This is a genomic window from Rubrivirga sp. (assembly GCF_965213695.1).
In the GTDB taxonomy this organism is placed as follows: domain Bacteria; phylum Bacteroidota; class Rhodothermia; order Rhodothermales; family Rubricoccaceae; genus Rubrivirga.
The window spans coordinates 4,179,904-4,191,805 of record NZ_OZ243912.1 but is presented as its reverse complement, the minus strand read 5'-3'; the positions used below and the strand labels follow the sequence as shown (position 1 = coordinate 4,191,805).

The 11,902-nt window shown below is 73.2% G+C and carries 8 protein-coding genes and 1 pseudogene; 7 read left to right on the top strand and 2 right to left on the bottom strand.

Annotated features, from left to right (window positions below; genetic code table 11):
* Positions 1–14: 14 nt before the first annotated feature.
* Together ACOOHE_RS18455 and ACOOHE_RS18450 are read left to right on the top strand one after the other, a co-directional pair.
* Complete coding sequence (locus ACOOHE_RS18455; protein ID WP_420455564.1) at positions 15–2,042, top strand: M13 family metallopeptidase; 2,028 nt, start codon at positions 15–17, stop codon at positions 2,040–2,042.
* A 218-nt stretch (positions 2,043–2,260) separates the two neighbouring features.
* Positions 2,261–2,470, top strand: coding sequence for a hypothetical protein (locus ACOOHE_RS18450; RefSeq protein WP_420455563.1), 210 nt, complete (start codon positions 2,261–2,263; stop codon positions 2,468–2,470).
* 140 nt (positions 2,471–2,610) lie between these two features.
* Here the strand turns inward: ACOOHE_RS18450 and ACOOHE_RS18445 are convergent, their stop codons facing one another.
* The gene (locus tag ACOOHE_RS18445; RefSeq protein ID WP_420455562.1) at positions 2,611–6,663 is read right to left on the bottom strand and encodes a response regulator; all 4,053 of its coding nucleotides are present in this window, start codon (positions 6,661–6,663) and stop codon (positions 2,611–2,613) included.
* Positions 6,664–6,810: 147 nt separating this feature from the next.
* Here ACOOHE_RS18445 and ACOOHE_RS18440 point away from each other — a divergent pair, with 147 nt between their 5' ends.
* A complete protein-coding gene (locus tag ACOOHE_RS18440; protein WP_420455561.1) occupies positions 6,811–7,443 on the top strand; it encodes a DUF2911 domain-containing protein in 633 nt (210 codons plus the stop codon).
* A gap of 212 nt (positions 7,444–7,655) precedes the next feature.
* On the opposite strand, the gene ACOOHE_RS18435 is transcribed toward ACOOHE_RS18440, so the two are convergent.
* Positions 7,656–8,471, bottom strand: a complete 816-nt coding sequence (locus ACOOHE_RS18435; protein WP_420455560.1) for an aldo/keto reductase — start codon at positions 8,469–8,471, stop codon at positions 7,656–7,658.
* A 134-nt stretch (positions 8,472–8,605) separates the two neighbouring features.
* On the opposite strand from ACOOHE_RS18435, the gene ACOOHE_RS18430 reads away from it, so the two are divergent.
* The 4 genes and pseudogenes from ACOOHE_RS18430 (at position 8,606) to ACOOHE_RS18415 (ending at position 11,805) form a co-directional block, all read left to right on the top strand.
* Positions 8,606–9,097: a ferritin-like domain-containing protein gene (locus tag ACOOHE_RS18430; protein ID WP_420455559.1), complete on the top strand. Its 492-nt coding sequence runs from the start codon at positions 8,606–8,608 to the stop codon at positions 9,095–9,097.
* Positions 9,098–9,432: 335 nt separating this feature from the next.
* Positions 9,433–9,924 carry a ferritin-like domain-containing protein gene (locus ACOOHE_RS18425; protein ID WP_420455558.1) on the top strand — a complete coding sequence of 164 codons (492 nt, stop codon included), beginning with the start codon at positions 9,433–9,435 and terminating at the stop codon, positions 9,922–9,924.
* 179 nt (positions 9,925–10,103) lie between these two features.
* On the top strand, positions 10,104–10,607 hold the full coding sequence (locus ACOOHE_RS18420; RefSeq protein WP_420455557.1) for a lipocalin-like domain-containing protein: 504 nt from the start codon (positions 10,104–10,106) through the stop codon (positions 10,605–10,607).
* A gap of 107 nt (positions 10,608–10,714) precedes the next feature.
* A pseudogene (locus tag ACOOHE_RS18415) lies at positions 10,715–11,805 on the top strand (ISAs1 family transposase).
* Positions 11,806–11,902: the final 97 nt, after the last annotated feature.

Below are 11,902 nucleotides of genomic sequence, written 5' to 3'. Positions count from 1 at the left end.
CACCACGCTCCCCCATGCGACGACTGATTCTCTCGGCCCTCGTGCTCGCGACCGCGCCCGCCTTCGCCCAGGGCGCCCTCGGCATCGACACGGAGGGCATGGACCCGACGGTCCGCCCCCAGGACGACCTCTACCGCTACGTCAACGGCCGCTGGCTCGAGACGACCGAGATCCCGGCCGACCGGCCGCGCTACGGCTCGTTCGACGTCCTGCGCGAGCGGTCCGAGGAGGACGTCCGCGCCATCATCGAGGACGCGGCCTCCGGCGCCGTCGTCGACCCCGACGCCCGGAAGGTCGGCGACTACTACACGGCCTACATGGACTCGGCCCGCGTCGAGGCGCTGGGCATCGCGCCGCTCCAGCCCGACCTCGACCGGATCGACGCCGTGTCCTCGGCCGAGGATCTGGCCCGCTACTTCGCCCAGAACTCGGCGGCCTACGGCCCGTCGCCCGTCGCCGGCTTCGTCACTGTCGACTCGAAAAACTCCGACCGCCACGTGTACACCCTGTGGCAGTCGGGGACCGGCCTCCCCGACCGGAGCTACTACCTCGAGGACCGCTTCGCGGACGCCCGCGCCGGCTACCTCACCTACCTCGAGACGCTCTACGACCTGGCCGGCTGGGACGGCGGCGCCCAAGCCGCTCAGGACATCCTGGCGCTCGAGACGCGGATCGCCCAAGACCAGTGGACCCGCGTCCAGAACCGCGACCCCGAGGCCCGCTACAACCCGATGGCCGTCGCCGACGTCGTCGCGCGCTACCCCCACCTCCGGTTCGACGTGATGGCCGAGACCATGGGGCTCCCGTCGTCGCTCGACTCGGTCGTCGTGGGCCAGCCCTCGTACCTCGCCGGGCTCGACAGCCTGCTGGCCGAGGTGCCGCTCGAGACCTGGAAAGCGTACGCCCGCGCGCGGACGCTCTCCGAGGCCGCCGGCGAGCTCCCGGCCGCCTTCGCCCAGGCCCACTTCGACTTCTACGGCCGCGTGCTCAACGGCCAGGACCAAGACCGCCCGCGCTGGAAGAAGGCCGTCGGCGCCACGTCGGGCGCGCTCGGCGAGGCCATCGGCCGGATCTACGTCGACCGCCACTACCCCCAGGCCGCGGCCGACCGGATGGCGGAGCTCATCGAGAACCTGCGCCAAGCGTTCCGCCAGTCGATCACCGGCAACCCGTGGATGTCCGACGCCACCCAGGCCGAGGCGCTCGACAAGCTCGAGAACTACACCTACAAGATCGGCCACCCCGACGAGTGGGAGGACTACTCGGCGCTGGAGGTTTCGCCGACCGACCTCGTCGGCAACAGCCGCTCGCTCCGCGAGTGGGCCCGGGCCGACAACCTCTCGAAGCTGGGCCAAGCGCCGGACCGGGCCGAGTGGGGCATGACGCCCCAGACCGTCAACGCCTACTACAACCCGGCCTTCAACGAGATCGTCTTCCCGGCCGCCATCTTGCAGCCGCCGTTCTTCAACGTCGAGGCCGACGACGCGGTCAACTACGGCGGCATCGGCGCCGTCATCGGCCACGAGTACTCGCACGGGTTCGACGACTCGGGCAGCCAGTACGACGCGGCCGGCAACCTCCGCAACTGGTGGACCGAGACCGACCGGGCCGAGTTCGAAGCCCGCGCCGACCGCCTCGTGGCCCAGTACGACGCCTACGCGCCGTTCGACGACGCCAACGTCCAGGGCCGGCTCACGCTCGGCGAGAACATCGGCGACTTGTCGGGCCTGACGATGGCCTACCGCGCCTACCGCCTGTCGCTCGACACCGACGGCGACGGCGTGGTCTCGGCGAGCGAGGAGGCCCCGGTCATCGACGGGTTCACGGGCGACCAGCGGTTCTTCATGGGCTGGGCCCAGGTCTGGCGGATCTTGCACCGCGAGCCGTACCTCCGCCAACTCCTGCAGGTCGACTCGCACTCGCCGGGCGAGTACCGCGCGAACGGCCCGCTCGCGCACATCCCCGGCTTCTACGAGGCCTTCGACGTCCAGCCGGGCGACGACCTCTACCTCCCGCCGGACGAGCGGATCGTGCTCTGGTAGCGACCGCACACGGGCTGAGCCCGTAGGGGCGACTCGCCGAGTCGCCCCTACGGCCGCCGAACCCGCCGTCTCTGGGCGCGCGAGCGGCGATTCTGGAGTCGGAAGCGCTTTTTGTTTCGGTCCGCCCTTGCGCGCGCCGACCGGACGGCCACGACGTCGGCCGCGGGCGGGGCCGCGAGGACGCCGCGACGGCGCTGGCCCAGCTCCGCGCCGAGGCCTTGTGCGTCGGCATCTCGTCGGACCTGCTGTACCCGCCAGGCGAGGCGCGAGCGCTCGCCGCGCTCCTCCCGAACGGGCGCTACGCCGAGCTCGACTCGCCGTTCGGCCACGACGCCTTCCTGGTCGACGTCGGCGCGCTCGACGCGCTCGTCCGCCCCTTCCTGGTCGAGAGCGGGTTCCTCGCCGACACCGACTCCCTCGCGGCCTGAGTGCGGACGGGCCGCGCCCACGTTACGTCCTATGCCTTCGGGGCGTCGGGAACGGAAGACCGAGGACCGGGGACGGCCCAATCCGGCGGTCTTCCGTCCTCCGTCCCGTGGCACCCGAGCCGGTACTCCGGAACGTGGGGTTAGGCCATCGGCTCGGGGGCCGGCGTCCGGTCCGGGGCGCGGGCGGTCAGCGCGTCGCGAGCGGCCTTGCGGGCGACGGCCTCGGAGAGCGCGCCCGAGAGCGCGTCGGGGCGGATCGGCTTGGAGACGTAGCCGTCCATGCCGGCCGCGACGCACGCCTCACGGTCGCCCTCCATCGCGTTGGCCGTGAGGGCGACGATCAGCGGCTGCGCCTCCGGCGCGACGGTCTGGCGGATCTGGGCCGTCGCCGCGAACCCGTCGAGCACGGGCATCTGGACGTCCATCAGCACCAGGTCGTAAGGTTGGGCGCCCGCGTCCCGGACGGCGGCGACGGCCTCGGCCCCGTCGCCCACGGCGTCGGCACGGACGCCCATCTTCTCCAGGATGCGGAGGGCCACCTTCTGGTTGACGGCGTTGTCCTCGGCGAGGAGCACCCGGAGGTCGCCGTAGTCCGTGCGTTCCGCGCGGGCGCGGGCGGGCGCCGCCTGGGCGCGGCCGAGGCCCTGGGCGAGCGCGCGGTGGAGCGTGGCCCGCTTGGTCGGTTTCGGGAGCCAGGTGTCGAACAGGTCGTCGGCGTCGGCGGGCCGCTCGGCGAGCGAGCTGAGCATGAGCAGGACGGGCGCCCAGCCGGCGTCGAGCGCGCGGAGCCGCCGGGCGAGGTCCACGCCGTCCATGCCCGGCATGTGGTAGTCGAGCACGACGGCGTCGAAGGGGCGGCCGGCGTCGAGGGCGGCTCGGGCCTGGTCGAGCGCCCCGAGGCCGCCCGGGGCCAGCGTCACCGCGATGTCGGCCCGGCCGAGCTGGAGGCCGATCATCCGCCGGTTTGTCGGGTTGTCGTCCACGACGAGCACGCGGCGGCCGGCCAGGGCCGCCTCGACCGGCGGGGCCGGGACCTCGACCGCCTCGGTGGCGATGGTGAACGCGAACGTGGAGCCGTGGTCGGGCGCCGGGGCCGGCGTGCTCTCGACCGAGAGGGCGCCGCCCATGAGCTCGGCGAGCCGCTTCGAGATGGCCAGGCCCAGGCCGGTCCCGCCGTACCTGCGCGTGGTCGAGGCGTCGGCCTGGACGAAGGGCTGGAACAGCGTCGCCTGCTGCTCGGCCGTGATCCCGATGCCCGTGTCGCGGACGGCGAACCGGACCCCGCCCGGCGCCGCCGTCGCGCGGACGACGACCTCGCCCTCGTGCGTGAACTTGACGGCGTTCGACAGCAGGTTGAGGAGCACCTGCCGCACGCGCGTCACGTCGCCCCGGACGGCCCGCGGCACGTCCTCGGCGACGAGGTAGGCGAGGTCGAGGCCGGCCTCGGCCGCGCGCGGGGCCACCAGGTCGAGCGCCTCCTCGACGACGCTGTGGACCTCGAACGGCTGCGACTCGAAGTCGACCTTGCCCGCCTCGATCTTCGAGAAGTCGAGGATGTCGTTGATGATGGTGAGCAGGGCCTCGCCCGAGACCCGGATGGTCTCGACGAACTCGGTCTGGTCGGGGTCGAGGGCCGTGTCGAGCAGGAGCCCCGTCATCCCGATGACCCCGTTCATGGGCGTCCGGATCTCGTGGCTCATGGTCGCCAGGAACTCGGACTTGGCCCGGGCCGCCGCCAACGCCTCCGTGCGGGCGGTGTCGAGGGCCCTGTTGGTCTCGGCGAGCCGGGCGTTGGCGCCCTCGACCCGCTCCTTCTCGGCGCGGAGGTCGTCCGTCCGCTCGGCGACGGCCCGTTCGAGCGCGGCCCGCTGGCGGGCGTGCCGGCGCGACTGCCACCGCCCGGCGGCGACGACGAGCCCGAGGACCGCGAGCGCGGCTAGCGCCCACACCCCGGGCCGCTGCCACACGGCCGGCCGGACGACGACCCGGACCGGCCCCGGCGCCTCGACCCACGGCCCCGGCCCCGTCCGCGCGCGGACGTGGAAGGCGTACTCGCCCGGGGGGAGGTTCGCGTAGACCGCCCGCCGCTCGGCCGTCTCCGGGCTCCAGCCCTCGTCGAACCCGTCCAGGCGGAACTGGTACCGGACGCCCCCGGGGTCGGCGAAGCTGACGCCGGAAAAGTCGAACGTGAGGTGGTTCCGGTTGTGGGGGAGCCGGAGCGCGACCGGGAGCCCGTCGGCCCGGACCGAGTCGGCGTAGGGCCGCCAGTCGCGCTCGCCGTAGGACAGCTCGACGCCGGTCATCCGGAGGACCGGCCGCGTCGGACGGGCCACGTCGGCGCGGGGGTCGTAGCGGACGGCCCCGGCGATCGTCCCGAACCAGAGCTGGCCCTCGGCGTCCTCGGCGAACGCGCCCGTATTCGCCTCGAGCGCGGTGAACCCCTCGGCCGGCCCGTAGAACCGGTAGCGCGGGGCGCCCCGCCCGTCGTACCGCGCGAGGTCGACGCGGGCGAGCCCCCGGTTCGTCCCCAGCCAGAGCTGGTCCCGGCTGTCGATGGCGGCGAGGAAGAGCGCGGCCCCGCTCAGCCGTCCGCCGACCCGGAAGGTGCGGGCCGTCCCGTCCGGCGTGATTCGGGTGACGGCCCCGTCGCTCGACGCATGCCACACCGTGCCGTCGGAGGCGACGGCGACCTGGCCGGAGCCGGGGAGGAGCCCGTCGTCAGTTGTGAACGCGCGCGTCGTGCCGTCCGGCGCGAGCCGGACGAGCCTCCCGAGCCCGGAGATCCAGACGGCCCCATCCGGCGCCTCGTCCATGCCGAGGGCGAAGTGGTCGAAGCCGAGCGAGCCGTTTGGGATCAGCCGCGTCCGCCCGCCGTCGAGGACGGCCACGCCGTCGGAGTGCAGGGCGTAGACGCGGCCGTCGGAGGCCCGGAGCACCCTCCGGATCACGCCCTCGTCGGCCGGCGCCGTCCCGGGGACGCGCGTCGCCCGGCCGTCCCGGTACCGGACGAGCCCCGCCCTCGTCCCGATCCACAGGCCGCCCTCGCCGTCCTCGTCGATGGTGATCGGGAGCGTGCCGGGGAGGCCGTCGCCGGGGACGTACTGGCGAGGGCCGCCCGGCCCGAGCCGCGTGAGCCCGGGCGCTTGCCCGACGAGCACGTCGCCGTTGCCGGCAACGCCCAAGCCCCACACGGAGTCGTCGAGGAGGCCGGTGTCGGTGTCGTAGGTGACGAACCGGTCGCGCCCCCGGTGGAAGCCGGTGTAGCGGAAGGCCCCGCTGTTGTGGGTCCCGATCCACAGGCCGCCCTCGTGGTCCGGGAGGAACGACGTCGTGGTCTCGGTGACGTAGCCGTCGCGGGCGCCGAGGCAAGTGAGCGCGAGGCCAGGCGCGTCCGCGTAGCAGGCCCCGGCCCCGTTCCCGACCCAGACGCGCCCCTCCGGCCCGACGCCGAGCGCGACCGCGACGTCCTCGGCCAACCCGTCGGTCTCGGTGAACCGGTGGACGAGCGTGCCCCGCGAGTCGAAGTGGTAGAGCCCGTCGCCCAGCGTGGCGACCCACACGTGCCCGTCGACTTCGAGGACGTCGCTCGTCGGGGTGGTGACCCCGAGCGGCCGGTCCCAGCGCCCGCCGCGGAGCCGGACCGGGCCGACGTCGGTGGCCAGCCAGAGCGTGCCCCGCCCCCCCTCGGTAACTCGGGACACCGTGCCAACGTCGAGGCCGGCCGGCGGCCGGACGACGTGGAACCGGCCGTCGCGCCCCAGACGGGCGACGCCGCCGTCTCCGCCCGCCCAGATCCTCCCGTCACGGGTCGCGGTGACGTCGTGGATGTCGTCGGAGGGGAGCCCGTCGTCGGCGCCGTAGGCGTGGAACCGGCGCCCGTCGAACACGGCGACCCCGCCGCCGCTCGTCGACCCGATCCAGAGGCGGCCCCGCGCGTCGATGTCGAGGGCCTCGATCTGGTTGCTCGGGAGGCCGTCCGCGACCGTGTAGTTCGTGAACTGCCGTCCGTCGAACCGGCCCAGGCCGCTCTCGGTCCCGAACCAGATCGGCCCGGACGGGTCCAGGGCCATCGCGAGGACGTGGGCCTGCGGGAGCCCGTCGGCGACGCCGACCCGCTGGAAGTGCCGCTTCTGCGCGCTCGCCGGGAGGGCGGCGCACGCGAGGAGCAGGACGATCCAGAAGCGTCGGGGCATGGCCGAAGGCAGGAGGGGCGGGTATCGGCGCTCGGGCGACCGCCTGAAGTTCGCGCTGCCGTGAGGGCTGCTGCCGTCCGGCCCCGTCGGGGGGGGATCCCCGGCGCGGCGGCGCGGGTAAGGCGCGCCCACCCGCCTCCCCAGACCATGACCCGATCCCTCCCCATCCTCCTCGGCCTGTTCGTCGCCGTCGCGGCCTGCGCCCAAGACACCCCCATGTCCCACGATGACATGGACATGGAGATGAGCAACGACATGGAGACGGCCGACGACAGGGCCATGGACATGCCGCCCATGCGCGCCCACGACGAGGCCCGCGTGAGCCCCAACGCCGGCGTCATGACGACGGTCGGCACGACCAACGTCATGGTCCACTACGGCCGCCCGAGCCTCAAGGGGCGCGCGTACTTCGGCGAGGGCGCCGAGCTGGCCCCGGCCGGCACGGTCTGGCGGACCGGCGCCAACGAGGCCCCGACCGTCACCTTCTCCGGCGACGTGATGGTCGGTGGCGAAATGGTGCCCGCCGGCACCTACGCCCTGCTCACGATCCCCGGCGACGAGTGGACCGTCATCTTGAACGACACGGCCCAGCAGTGGGGCGCCTTCCGCTACGACGCCAGCCAGGACCGCGTCCGCGTGATGGCCACGCCGATGACGGACGCCCCGATGCAGGAGCAGTTCGAGATCCGCTTCGTCGACGTCACTGAGGACTCGGCCACGATGCTCCTCCACTGGGGGACCGTCGGCGTGCCGGTCCCGATCACGGAGGCCAGGATGTAGACCGGCCCCGGCTTTGCCCGCTCGCGCCCCGCTGGATCCGTCCGGCGGGGCGCTTTTTTGCGAGCGGCCAGCGGTTCCCTCGGAGCAGTCATACCAGTCCGGTTGATCTGTCGCTGATCGGGACTGGAGGGACTGGGGAGTATGGGGGTGTGGGCGTGGAACGCGGTCTTCTCCCACACCCCCAACCCCGCACACTCCACCCGGACTTGGTGTCAGGCGTCCCAGTCGGGGGCGAAGTCCGGGTCGATGGTCCGGTGGTCCTTGGGGAGCGCGTCGAGGGCGGCGCGCTCGTCGGCCGTCAGCACGAGGTCGGCGGCGGCGAGGTTGGCGGCCCGGTGGGCGTCCGACGACGCCTTGGGGATGGCGGCCACGCGGTCCTGCCCCAGGAGCCACGCCAGCGCCACCTGGGCCGGCCCGACGCCGCGCGCCTCAGCGATCTCGCGGACGGTCTCGTTGGACAGCGCCTCGCCCTGGGCGAGCGGGCTGTAGGCCGTGAGCACCATCCGGGGGCGGACCACGTCGAGCAGCCGGTCCTGGCCGAGCAGCACATGGTGCTCGACCTGGTCGGTGGCCAGGTCCGGCACCAACTCCAGCGCGTCGCGGAGCAGGCCCGCCGGGTAGTTGCTGACCCCGACGGCCCGGGCCTTGCCCGCGTCGCGGATGGCCACCAAGGCCTCAAGCTGGGCTTCGAGCTCGACCTCGTCGACCGGCCAGTGGAGCAGCAAGAGATCCACGGTGTCGGTCCCGAGCTTGCGCAGGCTCTCGTCGACCGACGCCGCCAGCCGGGACGGGGCGACGTGGTCGCGCCACACCTTCGTCGTCACGAACACGTCGTCGCGCGAGACGGACGAGGCCGCCAGCCCGGCGCCGACCTCGGCCTCGTTGCGGTAGATCTGGGCCGTGTCGATGTGGCGATACCCGATGGACAGCGCGTGCTCGACGCCGCGCCGGGCGTCGTCGCCGGTGAGCTGCCACGTGCCGAGCCCGAGGGCGGGGATGGACACGCCGTGGACGTCGTAGTGGGTCATGGACGGGAGGGGAGAGGGGGCGGAGGCACGCGCTCGACGCGGCGCGGGTTCGGGATCTCGCCGAGACGTCATCGGCCCGGCGGAACGCCCGCCCTGAGCCCCGGTACCCCCCCGTCCCCTCTCTACCGATCTCCATGCCGACCATCACCGACCTCCACGGCCTCTTCCTCCACACGCTCAAGGACATCTACTACGCCGAGCAGCAGGTCCAGAAGCTCATGCCGATGCTCGCCGAGAAGGCGACCTCGGACGCCCTGACGGCGCTCCTCCAGGACCACGCCGACCAGTCGGAGGAGCACGTCGACCGGCTCGAGCGGGTGTTTGAGATGATCGGCGAGGCGGCCGCCGGCGTGACCTGCGAGGCCATGGACGGCATCGTGAAGGAGGCGAAGCACCTGCTGGGCGACATCGAGGACGCGGCGACGCGCGACGCGGCCATCGTGGCCTCCGCCCAGGCCATCGACCACTACGAGATCACGCGCTACGGCTCGCTCACGACGTGGGCCGAGGAGCTCGGCCACCCCGACGCCGCCAACCTCTTGGGCGAGTCGCTCGCCGACGAGGAGGAGTCCGACGACGCGCTGACGGCGCTCGCGGAGGACCGGCTGAACCAGAAGGCGGCCTGATAGTCCGGACACTCTGCCCCCGTCTGGAACTGGACGTGTGGGGCGTGGGCGAACTCCCCTCTTCCGTCTTCGACCCCTCCTCCCGGATCGGGCAACACGCCTTGTGCCTAGCCCCTTGGGCATGGGGAACGGAAGACCGCCGGACGGACCCGTCTTCGGTCCCCGGTCCTGTGACGTCAAGGCCTGCCTCTTACGACGCGGGCGGGTACGAGGCCCCCGTCTCGGCCACCGGGGCGCCAGGCGCGGGGACTCCGGGATTGCCGGAGCGCCGGGCTGGGCGGAACGGCGGGAGGGGCCAGTCGGTACCCCGCCTCCCTTTCTCTCCACCCCTCCCCATGTCCAAGATCACCGACCTCCGCGGCCTCTTCCTCCACGGCCTCAAGGACCTGTACTACGCCGAGAAGCAGTCGAAGAAGACGCTCTCCGACATGGCCGACAAGGCCACCCACGCCGACCTCAAGTCGCTCCTGAAGGAGCACGGGAGCTCGTCCGACACCCACCTCAAGCGCCTCGACAAAGTGTTCGAGCTGATCGGCGAGCAGGCCGAGGGCGTCCGGTGCGAGGCCATGGACGGCATCCTCAAGGAGTCGAAGCACCTCATGGAGGAGGTCGAGGACGCCGAGACGCGCGACGCGGCCATCGTTTTCTCGGCCCAGGCCATCGACCACTACGAGATCACGCGCTACGGGAGCCTGGCCACGTTCGCCGAGCGCCTGGGCTTGGAGGAGGCCTCCGAACTGCTCGGCGAGACGCTGGGCGAGGAGGAGGAGACCGACGAGCGCCTGACGCGGCTCGCCGAGGACACGCTGAACAAGAAGGCGGTCTAGACTCCGGCCTCCGCTCGTCGCGCCGCCCCGCGTCCCCCGGGATGCGGGGCGGCGCGCGTTCTGGGCGGTACGGGCCCCACTGCGCCGTCGGACCTGGCGGAGGGGGGCGATGCCGGTACCGGAGGTGGGACGACTGGGCAGAGGCGACGGGCCAGCTTCCGGGCTCACCTGTCGTCCTCATGTGCTCTACGCTCGTTCTCGCCCTGGCCCTGGCCGCCTGCGCCGGCACCCCGCCGCTCGGCTCCGACCCCGGTCTCGACGGCGCGTGGCGGCTCGTCAGCGCCCAGGCGTTCGACGCCGGCGGCGCGCTGGTCTACGACCCCGACGTCCAGACCGGCCTGCTCGTCGTCGCCGATGGCCGGTACAGCTTCCTGTGGACGCGGGCGCCGCGCCCAGCCGCCGCGACGCCGTGGGCGGCAACCGAGCCCGAGCGGTTGGTCAGCTTCGCCACGATGATCGCCCACGCCGGACGTCTGACGGCCGTCGCGTCCGACACGGTCCGCGCCGACGCCCAAGCGGCCAAGTCGCCCGAGTTCGTCGGCGGCCACGAGACGTTCGCGCTCGTCCTCGACGGCGACACGCTGCGGCTGACGGCGGTCTGGGCCGAGGCCGGCGAGGGCACGCCGGTCCCGTTCTACGCGGCGGGCGGGCGGCAGGACTACGTGTTCGTCCGGGCCCGCTAGAGCGATGCCATGTTGGTCGTAGGCCGACCCCCCGCTCCCGCGGCCGTCGCTCCGCTCCGTGCCGCAGGAGCTGTCCCCCTTGAAGGGCAGGGCTGGTAAGTTCTGTCATGACCCTCCTCGACCACCTCGCCGCCGTCCCCGACCCCCGACGCCGCCAGGGCCGCCGACACCCGCTCGGACCCCTCCTCGTCGGCGCCGTCATGGCCATGATGACCGGGCACCACGGCTACCGGCCCATCAGCCGCTTCCTCCGCGACAACGCCGACGCGCTCCGACGCCACGTCGGGTTCACCCGCCACGCCCTCCCGTCCCACGTCACCGTCCGCGCCGTCTTCCAGGCCCTCGACTTCGAGGCCCTCGCCGGCGCCTTCCGGACCTGGGCCGCCGAGCGGTTGCCCGACGGCGAGGTCCTCGCCGTCGACGCCAAGGCCGTCCGCTCGACCTACACCGGCGATGGCACCGCCGAGCAGGACTTCGTCGCGCTGGTCTCCGCCTACGGCGTCCGGTCCGGCATCGCGGTCACGGCCACGGCTTACCAGAACGGCGAGGCGAGCGAGGTCGCCGCCGCGCAAGAGCTCGTCGCCGACCTCGCCTCGGCGCTCGACCTCGGGGGCGTCACGGTGACGCTCGACGCGCTCCACTGCACAAAAAAACGCTCCGGAGCATCCGGGGGGCCGGGGGCCACTGGCTCGCCAAGCTGAAACGGAACTGCCCCCGGCTCCACGCCGAGTGCGCCGCCGAAGCCGAGCGCCATGAGCCGCTGAGCGTCGACGACACGGTCGAGCGGAGCCGGAGGCGGACGGCGCGGCGTGTGGTGGAGGTGTACGGCCCGCCGGGGTGGCAAGACGGCTGGCCCGCGATTGGAGCCGTGGTGCGGGTGACGCGCTCCGGCTACCGCGACGGCGAGTGGTACTCGAAGTCGGGGCTGTACGTGACGAGCCGAGCCGACGACGCCCACGCGCTCGGCGCGGTGGTCCGGTCGCACTGGCACGTCGAGAACCGCCTGCACTGGTGCAAGGACGCGCTGATGAGCGAGGACTCCGGGGGCGTCCGGTCGATGGCCGGGGCGGCCGCGCTGTCGCTGGTCCGGGGGATGGCGCTGTCGGTCCTCCGGGCGTGCGGGCTGTGGTCGCCGACGGCGGCCCGGTCGAAGCTGGCGAACCGGGTGCCGGAGATGGTGCGGCTGATGAGAACTTAACGGCCCTGCCCTCGAAGGGGGACAGGCCGTCCGCCCGCTGAGCGGAGCGAGGGGCGGACGACCAGGGGGTCCGCTCACGAGCAACGTGTCACGGCAC

Coding starts and splice junctions, on each gene's coding strand:
- ACOOHE_RS18425 (WP_420455558.1), top strand. CDS start 9,433: ATGTCCAAGATCACCGACCTCCGCGGCCTCTTCCTCCACGGCCTCAAG.
- ACOOHE_RS18435 (WP_420455560.1), bottom strand. CDS start 8,471: ATGACCCACTACGACGTCCACGGCGTGTCCATCCCCGCCCTCGGGCTC.
- ACOOHE_RS18430 (WP_420455559.1), top strand. CDS start 8,606: ATGCCGACCATCACCGACCTCCACGGCCTCTTCCTCCACACGCTCAAG.
- ACOOHE_RS18440 (WP_420455561.1), top strand. CDS start 6,811: ATGACCCGATCCCTCCCCATCCTCCTCGGCCTGTTCGTCGCCGTCGCG.
- ACOOHE_RS18455 (WP_420455564.1), top strand. CDS start 15: ATGCGACGACTGATTCTCTCGGCCCTCGTGCTCGCGACCGCGCCCGCC.
- ACOOHE_RS18420 (WP_420455557.1), top strand. CDS start 10,104: ATGTGCTCTACGCTCGTTCTCGCCCTGGCCCTGGCCGCCTGCGCCGGC.
- ACOOHE_RS18445 (WP_420455562.1), bottom strand. CDS start 6,663: ATGCCCCGACGCTTCTGGATCGTCCTGCTCCTCGCGTGCGCCGCCCTC.